The organism is Streptomyces sp. NBC_00654 (assembly GCF_026341775.1).
Lineage (GTDB): Bacteria > Actinomycetota > Actinomycetes > Streptomycetales > Streptomycetaceae > Streptomyces.
In genome coordinates this window covers 4,368,357-4,393,571 of record NZ_JAPEOB010000001.1, presented here as the reverse complement: position 1 = coordinate 4,393,571, position 25,215 = coordinate 4,368,357, and the positions used below count along the sequence as shown (strand labels likewise).

The following is a 25,215-nucleotide window of genomic DNA, read 5'->3' as shown; positions in this document are numbered from 1 at the left end:
GGTACGGGTCCGAGGTCGTCCGACGGGGTGAACCCGGGGAAGCGGCCCGAAGTGGCGTATGCACGGCTCCGCCGGCTGAGCGGACGGACGAGTGCGGCGCGCCGAGTCATTATTACACTACACCGTGCAGTGTAGAACGGTTAGGATGTGCTCATGCCGACCACGAAGACACTGCGCGAGGGGTCCACGCGGAAGCGGGCCGCCATCCTCTCGGCGGCCCGGGAACTCTTCCTCGCCGACGGCTTCGACCGGTCCAGCGTCGACGCTGTCGCCGCGCGGGCCGAGGTGTCCAAGCGGACGGTCTACGACTACTTCGGCGACAAGCAGACGCTGCTGCAAGCAGTCGTCGATGCCGTCGGCCAGTCACTGATCACCACGATCCGGCGCACCCTCGACGACACGCTCGCCGACCCCACCGAGATCACCGACCTTGAGGACGCCCTGGTCACGTTCTCGATGCGCATCGCGACCGACATGCTCGGCTCGGCGGAGTACGCGACACTGCAACGGCTGGTCCGGGCGGAATCAGGCCACCTGCCGCACCAGGGCTACAACGCCATGGCCGACACCCCCGACGAGGCACTTGCCGAGCGGTTCGCCGCCTTCGCCGCGGCCGGGCTGCTCGACTTCTCTGACCCGCGACTCGCGGCCGACCAGTTCATCGCGCTGACCTTCGGTGTCGCGCTCAACAGGCTCGGCTCCGCGAACGCCGTGGAGGACACCCGCGTCCGGCCGCTCGTCGTCGAGGGGGTACGGACCTTCCTCCGGGCCTACCGGACCGTGCAGGGCCGGGGCGGCACGAAGGCACAGCGCGCCGCTGATGTCGCGTCTCCTTGACGCCCTGTGGCTCCAGGCTTCCGCTGTCCGACCGGCCCAACGACGGAGCCACGAAAGCCCCTTGCCCGTCGGGCAGGGGCGTCTCGCGGAAGCGGGTCGGCAGGACGGCTCACGCCATCCGTCCGGGTACCGGATGCACGCGGACGACTCCGGCAACGCCGCGAGTGTGCGTGCCGGACGGAACCTTCCGGCCCTGGCCCGTTCGGCCACCGTCACGTCACGGTCCCCCGGCGGCCCGAGCGGTGGAGGACTTCGCGATCAGCTCCTCCACCAGAGCGCCCTTCGCCGTCGAGTACCCCTGTCGGCGTGGAACCGCTGTGCGAGGGCCACCTTCAGCGCGCTGTAGCGCCGGACCTCATCGGGCCGTTGACGCAGGTAGTCACGGAGCAAGATGTGATCAAGATGGGGCTTGGAACCCGCGACCACGCTGTACAGGTGATGTTCGGGAGCCGCGGAAGGGGCTTGAAAGGCCTCCCGCCCGGGAATCCCCAGATCACCTTCGTGCCGGTAACCCTGCCCGGTGAGCCGGGAGATCAACTCGGGGACAACCGCCCCCTCGGCCACCACGACGTCAAGGTCGATGATCGGCTTGGCGGCACATCCGGGCACGGCCGTACTTCCGACATGCTCGATGGATACGGCCAGATCCGCGACATGAGGTGCGAGCCTCTGCCGCAGGTACTCGAACTGCTCGGGCCACCGGGGGTCGTAGTCGCCGATCACGATCATGCCAGTCACGCCGACAGTCTCCCAGCAACGGCCAGGGCCCATCGAATCGATTCGAGAGCCCCTGCCGTTGCGCACCGGAGCACGAGAGATCCTCCAGGCCGAGCCAGCCGCCACTACCCGCACCCCACCCCGGAGCGGCAGATCCCGCACGTGGCCCGCCGGTCGGCGCGGCGCCCCGTCCGCCGCGCCGACCAGCCGAACCGATCAGCCGCAGGGCGAGACCCCTGGCCGCCCCCCTGCGCCCGCCCTGTGGTCAGGGACGCCAGTCGAAGGGGAAGTGCTTGCTGGATCCACCGCGGTATTCATGGGAGAAGTCGAACCCTTCCGCACGGTCGCTCTCGACGACGCCCCAGGTGGCGATCTGGCCGGGGCCGACCTCGGCGCCCGGAGCATTGACCAGCTGGACTCGACGGGAGGGGTCGGCAGTAGGGCCGGTGAGAGCGACCGCGCCGACCGAGACCTTGTCGGCCACACGGGCCCGCCAGTACGAGAGATCCTCGGCGGAATCGAAGTGGACCGGCGCGTACCGCACCTCGCGCAGTTCACTGATGAGCGAGCCGAACTGGCCCGGCCAGCCACCGACATGACCGGCGAAGATCTGCTCCAGCGCGTCTCGCTGGGCCGGGTCACCCTTGGCGTCGATGTAGAGCATCACCTTCATCGTGGCGTCCGGATCACCGACCCACATGTTCCCGGCGAACTCGCCGAGAGCCACCACACCCAGGCCGTCCAGGCGCACATCCCCGAAGTGCCCTTCGTGAACCTGCCAGACGAGCGTGAAGAGGCAGTCCCCGTGGGTCGGCGTCTGGGCGAACGTACAAGGACAGGGCAGCGCGCAGCTGCACACGTCGAACCACTCGCCCCGTAAATGCCAGTCGGGCAGCGCGCCGTCATTCGTGCCCGCTCGGACGACGGCGGGGATGTCGTGAGCTGCGGCAGACGTGGTGCACATCGTGGACCTCCTAAGATCACCTATACCCCCAGGGGGTATTTCATGGACAGGAAGGAGAGTAGGGCTCCGCACACCCGCAGTCAACTACCCCCTGGGGGTACTTGAGCCCACCCGGTCACGCAGACCCTCGCGGGCGACGGGGCGCCCACCGCACCCCGGCTCACCCCGGCTCACCCCGGAGAGGCGTCCATCGCCACGGAGCACACGGACGGCCGACCGGGGCGGTCGGATTAGGAAGCCAGGTCGCTTCTACATACCGTGGGGGGGTATATTGCCGACTCAGGAAGATATACCCCCCTCCGGTATAGGAGATTGCCATGTCAACCCCGACCACTCCTCCGAGCCCACGCCGCTGGACGGCACTCGTCCTCATAGCCCTGGCCCAGTTCACCGTCATCATGGACACGTCCATCATCGGCGTGGCCCTCCCCAAGATGCAGGTTGACCTGGGCTTTTCCCAGGAAGGCCTGTCCTGGGTGTTCAACGCCTACGTCGTTGCCTTCGGCGGGCTGCTCCTGCTCGGCGGGCGGCTGTCCGACCTGTTGGGAGCCAAGCGAATCTTCGTCGCCGGCTGGACCGTGATGGCCGCGGGATCCCTGGTCGCCGGTCTCGCCACCGAGGTCTGGGTCGAACTGACCGGCCGCGCCCTGCAGGGTGTCGGTGCCGCGCTGATCGCCCCGTCCGCCCTGACGTTGCTGATGATGCTCTTCGGCGCCCGCCCCAAGGAGCTGACCAAGGCGCTGGCGCTGTACGGCGCCGCGGCCCCTGCGGGCGGCACCGCCGGAGTCTTCCTCGGCGGTGTCATCACCGAGTACGCCAGCTGGCCCTGGGTGTTCTACATCAACATCCCGATCGCCCTGATCGTGCTGGCTGCCACCCCGGCCGTCATGCCCACGACCCCGGTCCGTCGCGGATCCGTCGATTTCGCGGGAGCAGCCACCGTCACCGTAGGACTGGCCACCGCCGTCTACGCCATCGTCCGCGCACCCGAAACAGGCTGGGGCTCGGCCCGGACCTGGCTCGTGCTGCTGGCCGGTGTGGCCCTGGTCGCCGTGTTCATCGCCATCCAGTCCAAGCGCCGCGAGCCGCTGATGCGGCTGGGCATCTGGCGGGCCCCCAACCTGGCCGGAGCGAACATCGCGCAGCTGCTGATGGCCGCCGCATGGATCCCGATGTGGTTCTTCCTCAACCTCTACCTCCAGCAGGTCCTGGGACTGGGCGCCTTCGCCTCCGGCGCGGCTCTGCTGCCCATGACGGTCGCCATCATGATCATGATGATCGTCCTGGCGCCCCGTCTCATGGCCCGCTTCGGGAGCAAGCCGCTGATCGTCACCGGCCTGCTGGCCCTCGCAGCAGGCATGGTGTGGCTGTCCTTCGCTCGGGCGGAGGGCACCTTCTGGGTCGACGTCCTGCCCGCCTCCCTGCTGGCCGCGGCCGGCATGTCACTGGCGTTCATCCCCTCCCTCGGCACCGCCCTGTCCAGTGCACGCCCCGAAGAAGGCGGCCTGGCCTCCGGCATCGTCAACACGAGCTACCAGGTCGGCTCCGCCCTCGGGCTGGCCGCGATGACGGCCGTGTCCGCGGCGTACGGCGCCCGCGAACTCGGCAACCCCGGTGCACTCACCAACGGGTTCTCCGCCGCCTTCCTCGGCGCGGCAGCCCTCGCCGCCGTCGGCGCACTCGCGTCACTGCTCACCCTGCGAACAGCCCCCGCACAGGCTGCCGCTCACAGCGAGGAGCAGTCCGCCAAGGCTGACGCGGCCTGAACCGACCGGCGCGCCGCCGCGGGCCCGTAACGCACGCCGCCTGATGGGGGAAAGAACCCCTGTCGGGCGGCACAGGGCGTTCAGGGCCACGGCCGCATGCCGTCCAGAGTGGTCTCGGCGACCTGGGTCACAACTGAACTCGACTACGGACCGGGCACCCTTCGCCGGGTCTCGGAAGCGTGCCTTCGCTCCCCTGCCCACCCGCCCACCAGGTGGAGCGCCTGGGCATCCAGCCGATCCAGGCCGGCAACCGGCGCCGTGTCGGGCGCGATGCGCAAGGCGGCCCGCTGCTCCCGCTCGTCCCACTCCAGGTGCAGAAAGCCTCCCTCGGCCAGGACGGCCGGGTTCGGGGACAGAAAGACCACGTACAGGCCGCAGAGCGGCCATCGTCCGGGCAGGCCGACAGGCAGCTCGTCGCCCCCTTCGCACTCTGCCTCGTGCGGCCAGGGGATGAGGTCGTCGTCCGGGTGGAGCATGTGCCGCCCTGCCGCCCGCCACGCCCCGATCGATGCCAGACGCGCGGCATCGACGGACCTCTGTGCTGTCGGGGAGGCGCCTTCGACGCCCGTCCCGTGACTGATGCAGTCGTGCGCCAGTACCTCGTGAACCCGGGCCACCGGCAGCCAGCACCACGAGGGGACAGCGCCCCCGGCCGCCACGCGTTCCGTGTCCAGGCGCTCGAAGATCCCTGGATACCTCTGCTCTGCCTCCCGCTCGAGTTTCTCCAGCCGCGCCGCGGCGGCCCTGTACATCTCAGGAAGCCACCGCAGCGTCTGCGACGTCTCACCGTCACGGTGCTCGACGAAGCTCTCGGCATACATGGTCCGGTCCATCAGCGCTCTCCACAGCGAGACATCGGCAACGCGGCAGCCCCCGGCGGCAGGAGCGGCTACCGCGCCACTGTGCCCTGTGCCACCGCCGGCGCAGGCACCCGGAGGGCGCATTCGTGAAACAGCTTCTCTCCGCCGGATTCGGAGTCAGTCGGTGATCAACCAGTTCACGAGCCCTCCGGCACTCCGAACCACTCCTCCAGTGCCTCCGCCGGCCCGGCCGTCGATGTCGGTGCCTGCGCCGTCGAGTCGGCCGCCCAGGCCGTGAAGCCGTCCGGACGGACGAGGACCGCCGCCAGGTCCGGACGGGACGGGCAGGAGGCCGTCAGGATGTCGACACGGTCGGCGTACCCCGCGGCGAGGGCCCGGAGCTCCGGGTCGTCGGTGAGGTCGAGGAGGAGCGCCCGGCCGGCGTGGAGGTGGTCCGCGAGGCGGCCGTTGCCGGTGAGTTCGAGGTCCGGGGTGCTGCGGCCGGTCAGCGGGTGCCCGCCCGGCATTTCGTACCGCACCGCGGCACCGTTGAGCCGCGCGGCGAGGTACGTGGTGCCCGCGACCGTTCCCGCCAGGTCGCCGACGACCTCGCGCAGGGCCCGGGACTGAGGGTCCGGGCGCATGGCCGCGACCTGGGAACGCGTCCAGTCCAGGACCCACGCGCCGACCGGGTGCCGTTCGGAGGTGTACGTGTCCAGCAGCCCTTCCGGCGCCCGGCCGGCGATGACCGCGGCGAGCTTCCAGCCGAGGTTCATCGCGTCCCCGATACCCAGGCTCAGCCCCTGGCTCCCGAACGCGGAGTGCACGTGTGCCGCGTCGCCCGCCAGCAGCACCCGGCCCTTGCGGTACTCGGTGACCTGGCGGGCGTGGTCGGTGAAGCGGGTGGCGGTCCGCACCGCGGTGATCCTGACGTCCACGCCGGAGACGTGACGCAGCCGTGCCTGGAGGTCCTCGGTGGTGACCGGCGCGTCCCGGTCGGCCGGCGGGCCGTCGAACTCCACGGTGACGATGCGGCCCGGCATCGGCCCGTGGGCGTACACCCCGGTGTCCGTGGCGCTCCAGCCGACCTTCAGGTCCTCGGCGCCGGTCATCTCCACGACCGCCTGGTGACAGGTGATCTCGGGTTCCGTACCGGGGAATTCGAACCCAGCGAGCTTGCGGACCGTGCTGCGGCCGCCGTCGCATCCCACGAGCCAGCCGGCGCGTATCGGCCCACCGCTCGTTCGCACGACCACGGTTCCCTCGTCCACGTCGAAGCCGGTCAGCTCCACTCCCCGGCGCACCTCCACGCCCAGCTCGGCCGCCCGCCCGCCGAGCAGCCGCTCGATGTCCTGCTGCGTCACGAGACTGGTCTCGGCGGCCGGTCCGGCGTCGCCGAAGTCCGGCGCCGTACGGTCGACCAGGTCGGCGCGCAGCATGATCCCCGCGAAGTGCCCGACGAACCCGAGCCCTTGGCCTGCCACCCGGTCTCCGTCCCCGCCTCCTTTCCCGCCGTTCCGCTCGCGCATGAAGGACCGGAACCGGTCCATCGACAGCCGCTGCGCCTCGGCCAGCGCGGGCAGCATGCCCCGGCGGTAGAGCGCCTCGGCGCTGGGCGTGGTGATCGCCCCGCCCTTGATCGTCGGATCCACTTCCGCGAGGCGCTCCAGGACGGCCACCCGCGCGCCTCCGAGCCGGAGCTCGCAGGCCAGCATCAGTCCGACCGGGCCGCCTCCGGCCACTACTACGTCATAGTCCATGGCGCACACTATGACCGAGGGCCAATAGGGCCCTTTCACCGCCCTGACCAGCCACAACAGGCGCCGCGTTGTCAAGGGGAGAGCCCCGCTGACCGCGGTCGTGCCGACCTCACCGGCGTCACCGCCCGGGCGACGGCCCGCCGGATCACTTCTCCCGCGGCGCCGTCCGTCGCGCGATCCACGCACGCGCGGTGGCGACCGCTCTGTCCAGCGGCGCGAAGAGTTCCGGCTCGGCGGGCACGATGCCGCCCTCGCCGAGACGTGCGGCGAGCCCCGACCTCTCCAGGAGCCGGGCCAGCGACGGCTGCACCCCGGCAAGGATCAGCCGCCCGCCCCGGTCCGCGAGGGAGGCGGCGTAGCGGTCGAGGAACCGGAGGACGGCTGAGGACGGCACATCGGGCAGTGCGCGCACGACCAGGATGAGAACGCTGCCTTGTGCGCCGCTCGCCGAGGGCAAATGAGCTTCGATCCGGGGCAGTTCGGCGAAGAACGAGGACCCCGCGTAGTCGAGGACGGTGATCTCGCCGGGGTCGAGCCTCTCCGGCAGCCGTGCCGTGCTCCACCGGCCATCGGCCGACCGTTCGAGGGCGACGAGCTCGGCCTGCCGCGCGGCCTGCGCGCAGTACAGCAGCAGGGACAGCACAGCGCCGATCACGATGGCCTGCTGGAGCGGCAGTTGCGTGGTGGCGGGGAAGGTGAGGATCATCGCCCCGGCCGACACCCACGACGTACGGAGGACCAGCACGATGTCGTGCCGCTTGCCCCAGATCATTCCCCGCCGACGACGAGGATGAGCCCGCCGATGACCGGCATGGGGATCCGTTCGGCGAGCGACCCGCACACCAGCACCACCACGGCGAGGAAGGCGCCGGAGATGATTCCGGCCGACCGGGTGCGCGCCCCCGCGCTGACCGCCACGCCGGTCCGCGACATGGAGCCGCCGCTGGGCAGCGACTGGAAGAGCCCGCCGAGCACGTTGGCGTACCCCTGGGCGCGGAAGTCGCCGTTGATGTCGGAGCGGCTGCCGTCCGGGTTCGGCATGGACGGAGCGATCCCGGCGGCCTGCGCGAGGGCGACGAGGGCGACGGAGCAGGCCCCGCCGATCAGCGCGGGCGCGGCGGACAGGTCGGGCGCGGAGAAGCCGGGCAGGGAGCCCGGGATGTGGGCGATGTCGCGCACGAGCTCCACGTCGGCCGAAAGGATGCCGACCCCGAGGCTGACCGCGACCATGGCGATCAGAAGCGCCACGGGCTCCAGCTTCCGGACCGTGCGGGAGACCCCCAGACGGCGACGGTGACGAGCGCGACCGCGGTCGCGGCCCCCTTCCACTCGCCGGCGTGGACGAGCCAGTCACCCAGTTGGTACAGCTTGTTGTGTCCGTGCGGCTCGTATCCCGTGGCGTCCTCGAGTACGCCGGTGATGATCTGCAGTGCGATACCGGTGGAGAACCCCGTCATCACGGCGTTCGAGACGAAGCTGAGCACCACGCCCAGCCGCAGCACGCCCATCGCCAGCATGACAACGCCGACCAGCAGGGTCAGCGTTGCCACGTTTCCCGCGTCCTTCGGGTCGAGCCCGGCGTCCGAGAGGACGCTCTGCGAGGTCAGGGCGATGGCGCTGGTGAGGGTGGTGACCATCAGCACGGTGCGCGAGGTGAGCGAGCCGACGATCGCGGGGACCACACCCGCGTAGAGGCCTGCGACCGGGTTGAACCCGGCGATCGCCGCGTACGCCATGCCCTCGGGAATGGAGAAGAGCCCGGTCACTGCGCCGGACCTCACATCGGCGATCCGGGGACGGCCGAGCTTCCTGCGCACGGCCGCCTTCCCGTCTCTCCCGTGCACGCCCTTCCCCGCTCTCAGAGCGCGGCTCGGTCCGGGTGGTCCGCGCAGAGCGCCCGGATGGCGAGGGCACCGGTCACGCGCATCGGGACACCGGCGGACATCGCGGCTCCGGGAGCCCAGGGGCTCGCGGAGCCGACGGGGTCCCGGCGCGGTGCGGAACCGTCCGGACCGGGAACCCGGGGCGCGGTCGCGCTGCTCATGGCCACCTCTTTCTTCGATCCGGGAAATACGAGCGATGAGGGAAGTACGAGCCTGTGACGGGTAGCGGCCCAGGACGACCGCGCGTGCGCCGTTCGAGTGACCTCAGGAATGCGTGAGCGGACGGTTCAAGCAATTCCTGGGCCCTGGCCGAGGTGCCTGCGGGCAGGCCGGGTCGGTCGAGGCCGGCCTCTGCCGCGGGTCGCGGGGACGCCGCCGGGCCGCCCGTGGGCGGGTGAAGGCGCGGTCCGCGCTCCGTGACGGGACGATCCGGGACGCTGCCCCTCGCACCGGGTCCCGCGCCACCCGGTTCGCTGTGGGTCATGTCGGGCCGGCGACGCGCCGGGACGCTGTCGGTCCGGTGGATACGCTCCCCCCTCGGCGTGGCTCGTGCCCGTCACCCGAATGGGTCGACGGCACTCCGGCGGGGCTCGAATCGGCACTGGAAGGCAACCCGGTACACCGTGCCGTCGTCCTCAACGACGGGTCGTCTCAAGGAGGTCATGCGGTGGGTCCGCGCGCCGACATCGTCACACCACTGCCACAACTGCTCGGGCACCACGCCCGGCGCCTCGGGGACAAGGTCTGTTTCCAGGACCGGTTCACACGTGTGACCTACCGGGAGCTGGAACGGCGGACCGCTCGGCTGGCCGGTCACCTGGCAGAACTCGGTCTGGCGCGCGGCGACCGAGTGGCCGTACTGCTCGGCAACCGGGTCGAGGCGGTCGAGAGCCTGCTCGCCGTCACCCGGGCCGGCGGCGTGGGCGTACCTCTGGACACCGGGAACCCGGAGGGGGAACTGACCCGCTTGCTGGACGACAGCGGGGCTCGGGTGCTCATCACCGACGACGCCTGCCTGGCGCGGCGGCGCACGCTGCTGTCCCGACCCGGGCTGACCGTGGTGGTGGCGGAGGGCGGCGACGAGGACAGGGCGGAGGGGGCGGACGCCAGGGGCCCGGACGGCTTTCTGCGGTACGAGGAGTTGGCGGGTTCGGAGCCCCGGACACCGGCCCGGGACGATCTCGCACTGGACGACGTGGCCTGGCTGCTCTACACCTCGGGCTCCTCCGGCGTTCCCAAGGGAGTCCTGTCCACCCAGCGCAACCGTCTCGCGCCGGTCGCGACCGGCCTCGTCGGCGTCCTGGGCCTGTCCGAACGGGACCACGTGCTGTGGCCGCTGCCCCTCCATCACGCGATGAGCCAGGTGGTGTGCTTCCTCGGGGTGATCGCGGTGGGGGCGAGCGCCGTACTGCTGCCCCGGTTCTCGGTGGCGGAAGTGCTCGGCGAACTGCGCCGCGACGACGCCTCGTTCACGCTGCTCGGCGGGGTCCCCACAACCTGTTCGGCGTTGCTCGACGCGGTACGGGGCGAGGAGGGCGGAAGGGACGGCGGCGGCCTCGGCGGCCCCGCGCTGCGGGGCTGTGTCAGCGCCGGTGCCGCGGCGGGGCCCGGGTTCCGCGAATCCTTCGAGGCCGTCTGCCGTGTTCCCTACCTGGAGCACTACGGCAGCACGGAGGCGGGCCCGGTCACCATGCCGGCGCCGGGCGGGGCGACGTCCGGGACGTGCGGCCGGGTGCTGCCCGGCACCCGCGTCCGGGTCGGCGGGGGCCCCGACGGCCGGGACACGGGCGAGGGTGAGCTGTGGGTCAACGGGCCCGGGGTCATGGCCGGTTACCACGGCAGGCCGGAGGCCACCGCGGAGGTACTGAGCGAGGGCTGGTTCCGCACGGGTGATCTGGCCAGGATCGATGCCTCCGGTGGACTGGCGATCACGGGCCGGGCGAGTGATCTGATCATTCGGGGCGGGGTCAGCATCCACCCTTCGGAGGTGGAGGAGGTACTGCGGCGGCTGCCGGGGGTGGCGGACGCCGCCGTGGCCGGACGCCCGCACCCCCTCTTCGGCGAGGTGCCGGTCGGCTATCTGGTCCCCGAACCGGGTGGCGGCGTGCTGGACAGGGGGCACGTCCTCGCCGCCTGCCGAGCCGGACTGTCCGCCGTCAAGGTTCCCGTCGAGCTCTTCGAGGTGGCGGAGATCCCCCGTACCGCTTCCGGGAAGACGCTGCGGCGGAGCATCGCCGGCCTGCCGGCACGGGCGCTGGGCGCGGAGGCCACCGGGGAGCCGCCGAAGGACCTGCTGGCGCTGGTGCGGAACGAAGTGGCGGCCGTGCTCGGCTGCACGGCGGAGGCGGTGGAGCCGAGCACGGCACTGCGGGACCTGGGTATGGACTCCCTGACGGCGACGGTGCTGCGGGAGCGGCTGTCGGCGGCCACCGGCCTGCCGCTCTCCGAGGCGGTCGCCTTCGACTTTCCCACCGCAGCCGCGCTCGCCGCCCACCTCGGTGCGCGGAAGGCCACCGCGCCGGCCGGTGCCGGGTCCGTGCACCGGAGCGCGGCCCGGTCGGACGACGATCCCGTGGTGATCGTGGGGATGGCATGCCGCTATCCCGGAGGCGTGACCTCCCCCGAGGACCTGTGGCGGCTGGTGGCCGACGGGAGGGATGCCATCGGCCCCTTCCCCACCGACCGGGGCTGGGACATCCGGGCGCTGTACGACCCCGATCCCGGACGGGCCGGACGGACGTATGTGCGCGAAGGCGGCTTCCTCTCCGGTGCGGACCGCTTCGACCCCGGCTTCTTCGGCATCTCTCCCCGCGAGGCGCTGGCCATGGATCCGCAGCACCGGCTGCTGCTCGAAGTGGCGTGGGAGGCCTTCGAGCACGCCGGTCTGATCCCCGCCACCCTGCGCGGCTCGGCGACCGGGGTGTACGTCGGGCTGATGTACAGCGACTACGCCCGCGGCCTGACGAGGACGCCGGAGCATGTCGAGGGGTACCTCGGCCTGGGCAACGCCGGAAGCGTCGCCTCGGGCCGTATCGCCTACACCTTCGGCCTCGAAGGCCCGGCCATCACCGTGGACACGGCGTGCTCGTCGTCCCTGGTGGCTCTGCATCTGGCGGCCCAGGCACTGCGCCGGGGCGAGTGCGCCTTCGCGTTGGCCGGCGGCGCCACGGTGATGTCGGGACCCTCGTCGTTCGTGGAGTTCAGCCGCCAGCGGGCGCTGTCCCCCGACGGCCGCTGCAAGGCGTTCGGCGCGTCGGCCGACGGCACGGGGTGGGCCGAGGGCGCGGGGATGCTGCTGCTGAGCCGGCTGTCCGAGGCGCGCCGCGCCGGACTTCCGGTACTGGCCGTGCTGCGCGGGTCGGCGGTGAACCAGGACGGGGCGAGCAACGGTCTGACCGCACCCCACGGACCGGCGCAGCAGCGGGTGATCCGCCAGGCTCTCGCGGACGCGCGGCTGGATGCCGGGGACATCGACGCGGTGGAGGCGCACGGCACCGGCACCCGCCTGGGGGACGTCATCGAGGCGGAGGCCTTCTTCGCGACGTACGGGCGGCAGGCGCGGCAGCGTCCCCTCCGGCTGGGCTCGGTGAAGTCGAACATCGGTCACACCCAGGCCGCCGCCGGAGTGGCAGGGGTGATCAAGATGGTGCAGGCGATGCGGCACGGCATGCTCCCGCGTACGCTGCACGCCGACGAGCCGACCCCCCGTGTCGACTGGTCGACGGGACGGATCGCGCTGCTGACCCGGCCGGTGGAGTGGTCCGCCACGGACCGTCCGCGCCGGGCGGGGGTGTCCTCGTTCGGAATCAGTGGCACCAACGCCCATGTGCTGCTCGAAGAGGCCCCGGACGGCGGGGAGGCCGCACCGCCGAGTGCCGTGGCGGACGGCGGGACGGCGAACCGCCACGACCGGCCCGGGGCGACGCCGGAAGGTGCCGCGCCTCCCGGACCGGCCTCCGTGGCCTTTCCGGTGTCGGCCAGGAGCGTGCCGGGGCTGCGGGCCCAGGCGCGACGGCTGTACGACCATGTGGCCGCCGCGCCCGACGCGTCCCTGGTGGACATCGGGTACTCACTCGCCACCACGCGTGCGGCCTTCGACCACCGGGCCGTGCTCGTGGCCCGTGACCGTGCCGAGCTGCTCGACTCCCTGCGGACCGTGGCGGAGGACGGCGGGCGGCCCGGAGTGCACACGGGCACCTCCCGCCACCAGGGCCCGCTGGCCCTGCTGTTCACGGGCCAGGGCAGCCAGCGCGCCGGGATGGGCCGTGAACTGTACGGGGCGCGGGATCTGCATCCGGCCTTCGCCGGTTCGCTGGACGAGTGCTGTGCGCTGCTGGACCCGATGCTGCCGGTGCCCCTGCGGGACGTCATGTTCGCCGCGCCCGGTACGGAGGCGGGCGCGCTGCTGCATACGACCCGGTTCACGCAGCCGGCGCTCTTCGCCCTGGAGACTGCCCTGTTCCGGCAGTTCGAGGCCTGGGGGGTACGCCCCGGCCTGGTGGCGGGGCACTCGGTGGGCGAGGTGACGGCGGCACACGTCGCCGGTGTGCTGTCCCTCGCGGACGCGTGCACGCTGGTGGAGGCCCGGGGCCGGCTGATGGGCGCCCTGCCTCCGGGCGGCGCGATGGCAGCCGTGGCCGCCGGGGTGGACGAGGTGGCCGCCCACCTCGCCGGGACCGGGTGCGCCGTGGAGATCGCCGCCGTCAACGGGCCCGCCTCGGTGGTGGTCTCGGGCGAGGAGGCCGCGGTGCGGGAGGTGACCGCGTACTTCCGCGAGCGGGGCCGTTCGGTGAAGCCGCTGCGGGTCGGCCATGCCTTCCACTCCGCCCGGACGGAGCCCATGCTGGCCGAGTTCGCGGATGTGGTGCGGCGGCTGTCCTTCGCCGCGCCCCGGCTGCCGCTGATCACCGCGGTCCCGGGCCGGGCGGCCTCCGACGAGGAGCTGCGCACACCGGAGTTCTGGGTGGACCATGTCCGCCGTCCGGTGCGGTTCGCCGATTCGGTGGCGCACCTGGGTGACCGAGGCGCGGCACACTACGTCGAGCTGGGGCCGGACGGGGTGCTCACCGGCCTGGTACGCGACTGCCTCGTCCCGGCCGGACCGGACACGGGCGAGGCGGCCGGCGGCGAGCGGGGCCCGGCACGGCTGGTGCTGCCGACACTGCGCGGGGCTCGGCCGGAAGCGGACGCCCTGCTCGACACGCTGGCCGCGCTGCACGCCCACGGCGTGCCCGTCGACTGGCGGGCCGTGTTCGACGGGCGCGGCGGACGGCGCGGCGCACTGCCCACGTACGCCTTCCAGCGCCGCCGGTACTGGCTGGAGGCCACCCCGGAGCTTTCGCCCGTGCCCTCGACGGCTGAGCCCGCCCATCCGTTCCTCCGGTCGGTCACCCGCACGGCGGAGGACGACGGGCTGCTGCTGAGCGGGGTGCTCTCGGTGCGCGACCACCCATGGCTCGCCGACCATGTGGTGGCCGGGGAGATCCTGCTGCCGGGAACCGCCTTCGTCGACATGGCTCTGCACGCCGGTGGGTCGGTGGGCGCGGCCGTCCTGGACGAACTGGTCCTGACCGCGCCGCTGACCCTGCCCCCGGACGGTGCCGTCGCCCTGCAGGTGAAGGTGTCGGGGGCGGACCACGCGGGACGCCGGACCGTGCTCCTCCACTCCCGGCCGCACGATCCGCCGGGTGACCGGCCCTGGCTCCGGAACGCCGCCGGCACTCTTTCGCCCGCTCAGACGCCCCGGCCGCAGGAGTCGTGTCCGGAGGCGCCCTGGCCGCCCGAGGCGACGATTCCACTGCCTGCCGACGGCGCGGGGGCCGGTCCGTACGACCGGCTGGCCGCCGACGGACTGCGCTACGGCCCCGCCTTCCGGGGCATGCGCGCCGCCTGGCGGCACGGGGAGGAGCTGTACGCCGACGTCGAGCTTCCCGAAGCGGTCCGCGCGCCGCGCCCGGAGTCGGACGGTCCGGACTTCGTCCTGCATCCCGCGCTGCTCGACGCGGCGCTGCACGCCCTGGCCCTGGACAGCCTGGTCACGAACGGTTCCGGGACGGCCGGTCCGGAACCGGGCGGACTGTCCCTGCCGTTCGCCTTCGGCGGAGTGCGCGTGCACACCACACGCGTACGGCGCGTGCGGGTACGGCTGACTCCCGGGCCCGACGGTCGGGCCGGAGTGGAACTGACCGACGAGACGGGCTCGCCGGTGGCGACGATCCGTTCGCTGACGCTCCGGCCCCTGCCGCGTACCGGCCCGGCGACGGCGGACACGGTCACCGGTGCCCTTCACCGGACGGACTGGGTGCCGCTGGCCGAGCCGCCCGCGCCCGTGGCGATGCCCCGCTGGGGGGTTCTGGGCACGGCGGGCACACCGCTGGTGGACGCCCTCGCACCCCCGGGTTCCGGCGTCCCGGTGTACGCCGGCCCGGCGGCGTGCGACGCGTCGTCGGCCGTCGTCGTGGCACCGTGCCCGCCGCCCGGTGCGGCCGGGGACGCGCGGGACCAGGCTGACGGGATGCTGCGGGCAGCGGGCTGGGCGCTCGGGCTCGTACAGGAGTGGCTCGCCGAGCCTCGCCTGTCCCGCTCCCGGCTCGTCCTCGTGACGTCCGGCGCCGTCGCTCCGGCCGACGACGCTCTCCACGCGGACGACGTCGGCCACGGCGTTGACGGCCGGTCCGGCGAAGCGGGGTCCGTACCGTCGCACGCGCCGGTATGGGGACTGGTCCGCTCGGCCGTGCGGGAGAACCCGGGCCGCTTCGCCCTGATCGACGTGGACGGACGGCCCGGTTCCTGGAGTGCCCTGCCCGCCCTGCTGGCCGCGTCGGTACCGGAGGCGGCCGTACGCGCGGGGACGGCGTACGTGCCGGAGCTGGTGACACCGGCCGAGGCGGCACCGGAGCCGCGGAAGCGGCGCCCGCTCGACCCGGAGGGCACCGTCCTGGTCACCGGCGGCACCGGTTCCCTGGGCATGCTGGTGGCTCGGCACCTGGTCACCGCCCACGGAGTGCGGCGTCTGCTGCTCGCCGGCCGGCGCGGGCCCGGCGCTCCGGGGGCCCGGGAACTCGTCGCGGAGCTGCGTGCGGCGGGCGCGGAGGTGGCCGTTCACGCCTGTGACGTCGCCGACCGGACCGCGCTCGCCGCCCTGCTCGACGCCGTACCGGCGGCCCACCCGCTGACGGGTGTGGTGCACACCGCGGGGGTGCTGGACGACGGTGTCGTCACGGCGCTCACCACCGACCGTCTGCGGCAGGTGCTGCGCCCCAAGGCGGACGCCGCTCTCGCTCTGCACGAACTGACCCGGGGACACAACCTGGCCGTGTTCGCGCTGTTCTCCTCGGTGGCGGGCACCTTCGGCTCCGCCGGCCAGGCCAACTACGCCGCGGCCAACTGTGTGCTGGATGCCTTGGCACGACACCGCGGGCGGCTCGGACTGCCCGGGACGTCGATCGCCTGGGGCCCCTGGCGGCAGAACGACGGCATGATGGCGCAGCTCGGCGACGCGGACCGGCAGCGGATGGACCGCTCCGGGTTCGGCCCGCTCGGGCCGGAGGAAGGCCTGGCCCTCTTCGACGCCGCCGTGGCCGGGGACGAACCCGTGGTGGTGGCGGCGCGGCTCGCCCCGGCCGCTCTCCGCGGCGGCGAGCGGGCGGCGGGCCCGCTCCCGGCACCTGCGGCCGGCACGGACGACCGGGACGGGGAGCGGCGCGGCCCGGAACCGGCGGCCGCACCCTCCGGCGAGCAGGGCGAGGCGCTGCTCACCAAGGTCCGGACCCTGGCCGCCCGCGTCCTGGGCCACTGGGAGGGGGCGGGCGAGATCGGTGAGGAAACGGTGCTGGCGGACCTGGGGCTGGACTCCCTGGCCGCGGTCGATCTGCGCAATGAGCTCGCTGCGTGGACCGGACTGGCACTGCCGTCCACGCTGCTGTTCGACTTCCCGACCCCCCGGGCGCTCACCGCCGAGCTGACGCGACGGTATGCCGCCGAGGCACCTGACTCGGGCCCGGCGGGTGGCGCGGGCGTCGGCGCGGGGGACGACACGCAGGCGGGCACTCCGCCGGACGCCCGGGTGCGGGCCGTCGGCGCACCGCACGCCGGGGAAGCCCCGGACTCCCTGGGCGCGCTCTTCCGTACCGCGTGCGCCCGGGGCCGGAGCTGGGACGGCATGGCGCTCCTCACCATCGCCGGGCGCCTCCGCCCGGTCTTCGACAGGACGGGGGCGCCCGGTGCGGCGCACGCACCCGTCGTCCTCGCGACAGGTGGAACGGCGGCCCGGCTGGTCTGCTCGCCCGCGCTCAGCGCGCTGTCCGGTCCGCAGGAGTACGCGCGACTCGGCGCCGGACTGCGCGGGCTGCGGCCGGTCTCCGCGGTGCGGCACCCGGGGTTCGAGCCCCGTGAGGCTCTGCCCGCCACACTGGACGCCTTCGTCACCGCCCAGGCCGCCGCCGTCCGCGCAGCCGCCCCCGACGGCCCCCCGGTACTGCTGGGGCGGTCGGCCGGTGGCTGGGTGGCCCATGCCGTGGCCGAGCGTCTGGAGTCCGAGGGTGCCGCCCCGGCGGCCGTCGTCCTGCTGGACACCTATCCGCCCGGTCACGGCGACCGGGGGCGGGCGCTCTCCGCGATGACCTCGGACATGCTGCGCCGGGCGGCGGAGTTCGCCGCCGCCGAGCCCGACCGGCTCACCGCCATGGCGGGATACTTCGAGCTCTTCGGCGACTGGAAGCCCGCGCCGCTCGCCTGTCCCACCCTGTACGTACGGGCCCGGGACCTGCTGCCCGGCACCGGCCCCGCCCCGGACTGGAGCCTGCCGCACGCCGAGGTCACCGTGCCCGGGGACCACTTCACCATGCTGGAGGAACACGCCCGCACCACCGCACTCGCCATCCACCAGTGGCTCGGTGACCGGGCCTGAGGCGACAGGTACGAATGCGGGTGCGGGTGGAGTCTTCGTGCCGCGGCGGCGCTTCCGCGGGGCGGTGTGCCGGTCACAGCCACCCGGAGCGCTGTGCCTGCAGGGCCATCTGGAAACGGTTCGCGGCGCCCAGCTGGGCCATCAGGACCTGCAGGCGGCGGAACAGCGTACGGCGGCTGATTCCCAGCTCGCGGGCGATGATGTCGTCGCTCGCGCCGCCCGCCAGGAGCCACAGCAGCCGGCGGTCGGCCGGTGGCAGGCCGCCCGGTCGTGTGGTGCGGCCGTGGAACGGCAGGGCGTTCTGCCAGGACTGCTCGAAGAGCGCCACGAGTGCGGAGAGCAGGCCGCACGGCTGCACGACCAGCATGGTGTTGTGCACGTCGGCCTCTTTGATCGACAACGACACGAGGGCGTACGCCTCGTCGATGATCACGAGCTTGACGGGTACCGACGGCAGCACCCTGGCCTGTTCGCCCGCCTTGATGCACGGTTCGATGACGTCCTTCAGGTGACCTGGATACTCCAGTGACTCGCGCGAGTACACGACGCGCTGCGTCACACCGCGGGCGAGCGTGGCCAGCGCGTCGTCCGTGGCTCCCGCCAGGGGGAAGTAGGGCGGTGACTCGAACTGCCGGATCTGGTTCCGGGCACTCACCCAGGCGTGCCGAATCCTGGCGCCGATGGCCTCGCCCGTGACGACCTCGACGAGATTGTCGTTGTACGCGGCGAGCCGCTGCCGCCGGAACGACTCGAACGCGCCCCCGACGGCGATGCGCGACTCCTCGATCTCGGCGGCCCGGTGCCGGGCGAGGATCTCCAGCCCCGCGGTCGGCGGAACCGGGGCCACCACGTCCCCGCCCTCCTCGGCGGCGCTGGCCAGACCGGCGTCGACGAGCGCACCGTACGCCCTGGCCAGTTCCGCACCGCCCAGACCGGACGCGGCCTCGATCGCACTCAGCGGAGCGGGCGCCAGTTCGAGCAGCACAAGATAGACCCGGACCGCCGCGTGGTCGATGCCCAGAAGCCGCAGGGCCTCGCCGAGTTTCACGTTCGTCATGGGCCCGATTATCGATGGTGCCGTACAGCTCCGTGTCCGATCAGTGCCAGTGGCACTCCCGGGCACCACGCGCGCGCGGCAGCGGATACCGTCCGGGAGCCGCTGATGAACGGCGGCAGCGAGGAAGCCGGAGCCGTTCCCGGGAGCAGTCCCGCCCGTACGGTTCCCGCCGTCCCTCGCTGTTCTGGAAATCCACCCGGAAGAAGGTGTACGCCGTGGCGAAAGGCCGCCGCAAGAACGGTCTCTACTCGGAGATCTCCGAGGAACTGTCCGCGCTGATGCGGACGGGATGGGCGGACACCGAGCGGCACGACCTGCGGCCCGGCGAGCAGGCCCCGTACGCGGACCGCCGCCGCGCCGCGCTCTCCGCGCGCTTCCCCGGCGAGCGCCTCGTCATCCCCTCGGGGAACCTCAAGGTCCGTTCCAACGACGACACCTACCCGTTCCGGGCGTACACGGGCTATGTGCACATGACCGGCGACCAGGCCCGGGACGGCGCTCTCGTCCTCGAACCCCGCGCGGACGGTGGCCATGACGCCTTCTGCTACCAGCTGCCGCGGGACAGCCGGGACAACAACGATTTCTGGACCGGCCCCACGGCGGAGCTGTGGATGGGCCGGCGCCGCTCCCTCGCCGAGTCGCAGACCGTGCTCGGTCTGCCCTGCCGGGACGTCCGTACGGCGGCCGATGACCTGGCCGCCGCCTCCACGGCGCCGACCCGGATCGTCCGCGGGATCGACCCGTCCCTGGAGGCCGCCGTCACCACCGAGGAGGAGCGTGACATCGAGCTCGAAGAGGCGCTCAGCGATCTCCGCCTCGTCAAGGACGACTGGGAGATCGCCGAGCTCCGCAAGGCCGTGGACTCCACGGTGCGCGGATTCACCGATGTGATCGGTGAGCTCTCCCGCGCGGTCGCCTCGTCCGAGCGGTGGATCGAGGGCACGTTCTTCCGCCGCGCACGCCTGGAGGGCAACGCCCTGGGCTACGGCTCGATCTGCGCCGCGGGCGAGCACGCCACGATCATGCACTGGACCGACAACGACGGCCCGGTGCGCCCGGGAGACCTGCTCCTGCTCGACGCGGGCGTGGAGACACGCACCCTCTACACCGCTGATGTCACGCGCACGCTTCCGATCAACGGCACCTTCACTCCCCTGCAGCGCAAGGTCTACGACGCGGTGTACGAGGCGCAGGAGGCCGGTATCGCCGCGGTCAAGCCGGGTGCCGCGTACCGCGACTTCCACGAGGCGTCCCAGCGTCATCTGGCGGCCCGGCTGGTCGAGTGGGGCTTCATCGAGGGACCGGCCGACCGTGCGTACGAACTCGGCCTCCAGCGCCGGTTCACCATGGCGGGCACCGGTCACATGCTCGGTCTGGACGTCCACGACTGCGCGCAGGCCAGGAACGAGGAGTACGTCGACGGCGTGCTGGAGCCGGGCATGGTGCTCACCGTGGAGCCCGGCCTGTACTTCCAGCCGGACGACCTCACCGTTCCCGAGGAGTGGCGCGGCATCGGTGTCCGGATCGAGGACGACCTCGTCGTCACCGACGACGGCCACGAGAACCTGTCGGCGGGCCTGCCCAGGTCGGCCGACGACATCGAGGCGTGGATGGCCCGGTTCGCCGGCTGACGGCACGCGGCGACAGCCGGGCGTACGACCACGAGCGTGGTCGGCGCGAGGCCCTTCCCGGCGGGGCCTTGATCAGGACGGTGACCACCGCCGCCGCTCGTGCGGCGGTGGTCACCGGGCCGACCTCACGGTCACGGCAGCGTCAGGGTCGGAGGTTGTCCGCGAACACCCACCGGTTGCCCGCCGGCGCGTCGTTCTGCCCGGGCGACGGGCCGCGTCCGTGGTGACGGGTGAAGTCGAAGGGGTATGTACCGAGGTGGACCAGCCCTTGCCCGCAAGGTGACCGGCGGAATCCGGCCGCGTCCCCCTGTCGAATCCGGAGCCGGTGGGGAAGCCGCAGCCGAGCGGCGTGGACGCGCTTGACCGCCATGCAGACCTGCCCGCAGTGGCGGAACGCCGCCCAGAACAGGCGGTCCGCGATCCGCTCCGCATCCACGTCCTGGAGGCGGCCGGGGCCGACCTCGCACCGCTGCTCACCCGTCCTGGGGCGTCGAAGCGGCCCGTCCGTGGGTGAAGTCCGGGGGCCGGAAGGGCCCGCGCGCAGGATGCGGCGGATCAGTCCTCGTCCGCCCCGGACAGAGCTTCGGTGATCATGCGGGTGGCGAAGTCGGGGTCGTCGGTGATGCGGTTGATGTGCTCCGCGAGCAGGAAGGCCGTGGCTTCGAGGGGGGTCATCTCCTCCTGTGTCCAGTCGCCGTACTGCCGGCGCCACAGGTTGGGGCTCAGGCCGGTGCCCGCGGCGATGACCAGGCCTGCCATGGTGGGGATGGCCTCGGAAGGCACGCTTCTGGGCATCATGCGCATCGTGCCCACGAGGTTGGGCACCACGTACTCGATGACGTCCTTGTCGTGCTCCTCGTGGGCCTTCCGCAGCCACGTCATGAACATGAAGATGAGCGTGCACGCGCCGTCCAGCAGTTCACCGGCACCCTTGGGGCCCATTGACGCGGTGAACTGTTCGATCAGCAATTGTTGTTCGGGGTCGGTCTCGGTCTTGCCGGCGTGGATGCCCTTGAGCCGGGAGTCGATCAGCATGAGCGCCGCGCCGACATCACCGGCGGAAGCGTACTTGGGGTCGCAGGGCGATGACACAGAACTCCTCCTCGGGCGGCTGCGAAGGGCAGCGCGTTTGTCCGTACAGTAGACGGCCGACGAGGTGCGGGGTGGGCGACTTGTCACCTTTACGGCGGCACGGTAATGGGGCTGTCCGCGCGGCCCGTTCACGACGGCGCCGAAGCACGTTCCTCAGCTGTGCGAGGACAGGGAGGACGGGTACACGGCGAGGGAGAAGGAGTGCCCGGCGGGATCCGTGTAGACCCTGACATCGCGCGGGCCGCTGTTGTCCTTGGTGTCGACCGGTCTGGCACCCAGGCCGATCACCTCGCGCTCCGCTTCGTCCATGTCGCCCGCACGCACCAGGATGCGCAGATGGGCCTGCTGCGCGTCCTCCGGGCGCGGCCAGCTCGGCGGCGCATAGCCGTGGTCACGACGGACGGCCAGATGCACTCCCCGGCCCCCGACCACCTCCACGAAGTCCGGATCGCTCCCGATCCGGCTTTCGGCGTTGAGCAAATGGCAGTAGAACTCGGCCAGTTCCAGGGGTTCCGCGCAGTCCAGAACCAGGACACTCATCTTCTCGACAGTCATGTCTCCCGGGTACCCCGGGTACGGCCGCCCACTCCGGCCGGGACGGCGGCGGGGTCCGGCCCGCCCTCCGCGCATGCCCGAAGCGCCTCACATACGGGTCTTGACGCATCAATCTTTCGACCGAACGACGACCGCGCCCCCCATTGACGCACTAATCAGGAGTCCAAGTACGCGCAACGTCAGGAGTGTTGACGCATTAAGGGCTGGACCATACGGTGCAGACGCCGCCCCCCTCATCGAGCCGCCGTCGGAGCGTACCCATGAAGCGCCGCACCTTCCTTGCCGGAACCGCCGCCGCGTCCGTGCCCGTCACCACCGCCATCGCACCCCCCGCCGCCTCTGCCGCGCCGTCCGCCGACGCTGCCGGCACCGCCGCGACCGTGCGCCTCGTCCTCGACGGCGTACCGCACGATCTGCCGCCGACCACGCTGCACCGGACGACACTCGCGGCCACCGGCACGGCCGGACAGGCGCGGGTCACCATGACCGACGCCTACAGCGAGTTCTCCGTCGCGTTCCCGGCCCCGTACACGCCGCGCCTGAGCCGGGTGTCCGTGTGGCTCACCGGGGTGACGCCGAAGAAGGGCAACCTCTGGCTGAAGCTCTTCGACCACGAGAACGAGGAGTGGGGCACACTCACGAGCCGGATCGACCCGGCCGGATTCAACGGGCGGACCAGGGTCACGTTCGAGCCTCAGCGGTTGTCCCGGATGGCATGGAGCGGGAAGGGCGACGGACAGCTCACCTATCCCCTGCGCCGGCTCGTGCTCGTGTTCTTTCCCGACGACAAGCAGTCGGCGGAGCCGTTCGTGGTCGACATCGACTCCATAGAGGTGGCCGGCGACGGCGGGCCGGTGAACACCTGGAGCAGGGCCGGTGCGCTGGAACTGACCAGTGGCACGGACCGGGTGCTCATCGACAGCCGCGGCCGGCTGCTCGACTGGACGGCCGGCGGCCGGGTCCAGTCCCCCGGTGTGCTGCCGCTCGCGGTGTACTACGACAACGGCACCGGCGTCTTCTCCGACGAGGCCACGGCCGAGGTTTTCCGGGTCGCCGCCGATGAGGCGACCGTCAGGCTCACGGTGCCCGGATTCTATGTCGCCGACATGGCGGTACGACTCCGTTCAGGACATCTCGAACTGCGCCCGACCGCCATCCGGAACCTCTGGTCCCGTCCGATCCTGCGGGTCGCCTGCCCCGAAGTGGCCTACCGGGTCATCCCCTCCGAAGGCACCATGCTCGGCATCGCGCCGAAGTGGGGCGGGCTCGCCCATACCCGGTCGGTGCTCGCCGGCGGCTTCTACGCCAACTACGGTATGCCGACCGCGACCCACGACCTGATCCTGTTCGAGGAGGACGACTCCGCGCTCGGGGTGTACTCCGTGCAGCCCGCGAACGTGAAGCCCTACCGCCCGACCCAGTTCGGCTTCGTGGGCGGCCGCGCCCGCGCCGAATCCCTGACCGGGCTGATGCACCGCCTGGACGCCTGGATCGCGCCGGGCGAGTCCCACAGGCTTCCGGCGACCCGGCTCGCGACGGGCAGCACCGCCTTCGACCTGTTCGCGGCGTACCGGGCGGACAACAGGATGAACGCCTGGCGCGGGCTCCCGGACAAGCTCGGCCCGCGACTGCGCGCGGGGCTCGCCGAATCGGTGCACCTCAAGATGGACCTCTGGCAACCGACCGGCGGAACCTGGGCGACCGGACGGCCGGAAGCGGCCTTCGAGTACCTGCGGGCGGTACCCGGCGGACCGTACAGCGTCGAACTCGCCAGCTACTACTCCGACGGCCGGCACGACCACCACTACCCGGACTTCCTCTCGTTCGACTACCTCGGCGGGCCCGCGGAGTTCCAACGGCTCATCGACACCATCCACGACCGCGGGCACTATGCCAGCGCGTACACCAATCCGACCTGGTGGCACCCCGACAGCCGAGCGGTGGCGCTGCTCGGCGGCGTCGAACGGATCGGGATCCGGGACGGGCGCGGCAGGCTGGTCACCAAGACGCACACCAACAACCTCGGGTACCTCATCGGCGGCTGGCGGAAGGCACCCCGGGCCCTGATCCTCGACCAGCTCCGTACATTCCGCGACAGGTACGGCATGGACATGATGTTCCAGGACGAGATAGCGCGCCGGGAGTACGACTACTCGGCGGACTTCGGCGCCCCGCCGTACGCGTACTGCGAGGAGATCGTGGAGCAGACCGCGCAGTCGGCCGCGATTCTGCCGATCGGCACCGAGGGCGTGGGCGGTGACCGGCTCTTCCAGAACCTGACGTCGAGCCTCGGCTTCTACCTCAACACCATGCAGGGTGACCGGGCCAACACCTATGACGGGCCCAACCGCAACGGCGTCGTGATCCAGCAATGGCCGCTGGGTACAGCCGTCATGCACGACAAGATCGCGTTCTACCCCCACAACCTCGACCGCGGCATCGACACCACCGAGAACCTGAGCTGGTCGCTGGCGTTCGGCCTCAACATGCATTACCAGGCGCAGCACATGGAGAGGGACTTCAGAGCGGGGCGCGGATTCGAGATGCTCAAGGGGCTGTCGCTGGTCCAGAAGCGCGTCGCCGCCCGGTACTTCGGGCGGGCGATGACAGCGTTCCGGTATCTCACCGAGGACCTGAAGGTCTCACGCACCGCGTTCGACGGGGGTGTCGAGATCTTCGCCAGCCACGACCTCCAGCCCCGTGCGCTGTCGCTGCCCGGCACGCTCGGCACGGTGACGGTGGCCCCGCACGGCTTCGTCGCCTGCGAGAACGGAAGACCGACGTACGCGCTGATCAGCGACGCGCATCACCGGCCGGGCTACCTCGCACGATGGACGGGCGGCCGGTTCGTGCCCGAACTCGCCTGGTATCCGGCGGATCTGGCCGGGTACCGCTCGGACACGGTGCACGCCGATCTCCGGCTCACCGCCACGCCCGCCGAACTCCCCGCAGGGGGCACCGGCCGGGCGGCACTGTCCCTCGCGGCCTGGGACGGCACTCCGATCGACCTGACCGGTGCCGGGATCACCTGGGAACTCGACGGCCGCTCGATCGCGCGTCTGGAAACCGACGACGACGACAGCGTGTGGCTCGCGCCGGACTCCGGTGGAGGTGCCGGATGGGTGACGGTCCGCGCCGTCGTCACCCGCGACGGGGTTCGGGCGTACAGCGGCGTGCAACTGGTCAAGCTCATCGGCTGACACGGCGGTGCCGTACGGCGATCACTCCTCCCCGTACGGCACCGC

Annotated in this window: 16 protein-coding genes and 1 pseudogene; 5 read left to right on the top strand and 12 right to left on the bottom strand. The window is 72.1% G+C overall.

The window, feature by feature from the left end; all coding sequences use genetic code 11:
• Positions 1-153 precede the first annotated feature (153 nt).
• Positions 154-837: a TetR/AcrR family transcriptional regulator gene (locus tag OHA98_RS18695; protein WP_266927225.1), complete on the top strand. Its 684-nt coding sequence runs from the start codon at positions 154-156 to the stop codon at positions 835-837.
• Positions 838-1,095: 258 nt separating this feature from the next.
• Here OHA98_RS18695 and OHA98_RS18690 read toward each other — a convergent pair whose 3' ends face one another.
• Together OHA98_RS18690 and OHA98_RS18685 are read right to left on the bottom strand one after the other, a co-directional pair.
• Entirely contained in the window at positions 1,096-1,566 is a 471-nt protein-coding gene (locus tag OHA98_RS18690) for a GrpB family protein (RefSeq protein WP_266927948.1), read from the bottom strand.
• Positions 1,567-1,819: 253 nt separating this feature from the next.
• Positions 1,820-2,518, bottom strand: a complete 699-nt coding sequence (locus OHA98_RS18685) for a DUF1326 domain-containing protein (protein ID WP_266927223.1) — start codon at positions 2,516-2,518, stop codon at positions 1,820-1,822.
• A 317-nt stretch (positions 2,519-2,835) separates the two neighbouring features.
• On the opposite strand from OHA98_RS18685, the gene OHA98_RS18680 reads away from it, so the two are divergent.
• Complete coding sequence (locus OHA98_RS18680; protein WP_266927222.1) at positions 2,836-4,284, top strand: MFS transporter; 1,449 nt, start codon at positions 2,836-2,838, stop codon at positions 4,282-4,284.
• A gap of 143 nt (positions 4,285-4,427) precedes the next feature.
• Here OHA98_RS18680 and OHA98_RS18675 read toward each other — a convergent pair whose 3' ends face one another.
• The 6 genes from OHA98_RS18675 to OHA98_RS18650 form a co-directional block, all read right to left on the bottom strand.
• A complete protein-coding gene (locus OHA98_RS18675; protein ID WP_266927220.1) occupies positions 4,428-5,117 on the bottom strand; it encodes a hypothetical protein in 690 nt (229 codons plus the stop codon).
• A 164-nt stretch (positions 5,118-5,281) separates the two neighbouring features.
• Complete coding sequence (locus OHA98_RS18670; RefSeq protein ID WP_266927218.1) at positions 5,282-6,844, bottom strand: FAD-dependent monooxygenase; 1,563 nt, start codon at positions 6,842-6,844, stop codon at positions 5,282-5,284.
• Positions 6,845-6,989: 145 nt separating this feature from the next.
• On the bottom strand, positions 6,990-7,616 hold the full coding sequence (locus OHA98_RS18665; RefSeq protein WP_266927216.1) for an STAS domain-containing protein: 627 nt from the start codon (positions 7,614-7,616) through the stop codon (positions 6,990-6,992).
• Positions 7,613-8,092, bottom strand: coding sequence for a SulP family inorganic anion transporter (locus OHA98_RS18660; RefSeq protein ID WP_266927214.1), 480 nt, complete (start codon positions 8,090-8,092; stop codon positions 7,613-7,615). Before OHA98_RS18660 ends, OHA98_RS18665 begins: the two co-directional genes overlap by 4 nt.
• The gene (locus OHA98_RS18655) at positions 8,080-8,661 is read right to left on the bottom strand and encodes a SulP family inorganic anion transporter (RefSeq protein ID WP_266927212.1); all 582 of its coding nucleotides are present in this window, start codon (positions 8,659-8,661) and stop codon (positions 8,080-8,082) included. Before OHA98_RS18655 ends, OHA98_RS18660 begins: the two co-directional genes overlap by 13 nt.
• Before the next feature lie 41 nt (positions 8,662-8,702).
• Positions 8,703-8,888, bottom strand: coding sequence for a hypothetical protein (locus tag OHA98_RS18650; protein WP_266927210.1), 186 nt, complete (start codon positions 8,886-8,888; stop codon positions 8,703-8,705).
• A 506-nt stretch (positions 8,889-9,394) separates the two neighbouring features.
• On the opposite strand from OHA98_RS18650, the gene OHA98_RS18645 reads away from it, so the two are divergent.
• Positions 9,395-17,635 carry a type I polyketide synthase gene (locus OHA98_RS18645; RefSeq protein ID WP_266927209.1) on the top strand — a complete coding sequence of 2,747 codons (8,241 nt, stop codon included), beginning with the start codon at positions 9,395-9,397 and terminating at the stop codon, positions 17,633-17,635.
• 73 nt (positions 17,636-17,708) lie between these two features.
• Here OHA98_RS18645 and OHA98_RS18640 read toward each other — a convergent pair whose 3' ends face one another.
• Positions 17,709-18,692, bottom strand: a complete 984-nt coding sequence (locus OHA98_RS18640) for a LuxR family transcriptional regulator (RefSeq protein WP_266927207.1) — start codon at positions 18,690-18,692, stop codon at positions 17,709-17,711.
• Positions 18,693-18,907: 215 nt separating this feature from the next.
• Here OHA98_RS18640 and OHA98_RS18635 point away from each other — a divergent pair, with 215 nt between their 5' ends.
• Positions 18,908-20,323 carry an aminopeptidase P family protein gene (locus OHA98_RS18635; RefSeq protein ID WP_266927205.1) on the top strand — a complete coding sequence of 472 codons (1,416 nt, stop codon included), beginning with the start codon at positions 18,908-18,910 and terminating at the stop codon, positions 20,321-20,323.
• Positions 20,324-20,465: 142 nt separating this feature from the next.
• Here the strand turns inward: OHA98_RS18635 and OHA98_RS18630 are convergent.
• The 3 genes and pseudogenes from OHA98_RS18630 to OHA98_RS18620 form a co-directional block, all read right to left on the bottom strand.
• Positions 20,466-20,638 (bottom strand): annotated as a pseudogene (locus tag OHA98_RS18630) (SAM-dependent methyltransferase); the annotation flags it as partial.
• A 240-nt stretch (positions 20,639-20,878) separates the two neighbouring features.
• Entirely contained in the window at positions 20,879-21,415 is a 537-nt protein-coding gene (locus OHA98_RS18625) for a hypothetical protein (RefSeq protein WP_266927204.1), read from the bottom strand.
• Between the two features lie 153 nt (positions 21,416-21,568).
• Positions 21,569-21,970, bottom strand: coding sequence for a VOC family protein (locus tag OHA98_RS18620; RefSeq protein ID WP_266927202.1), 402 nt, complete (start codon positions 21,968-21,970; stop codon positions 21,569-21,571).
• A 260-nt stretch (positions 21,971-22,230) separates the two neighbouring features.
• Here OHA98_RS18620 and OHA98_RS18615 point away from each other — a divergent pair, with 260 nt between their 5' ends.
• Positions 22,231-25,170, top strand: coding sequence for a hypothetical protein (locus tag OHA98_RS18615; protein ID WP_266927201.1), 2,940 nt, complete (start codon positions 22,231-22,233; stop codon positions 25,168-25,170).
• Positions 25,171-25,215: the final 45 nt, after the last annotated feature.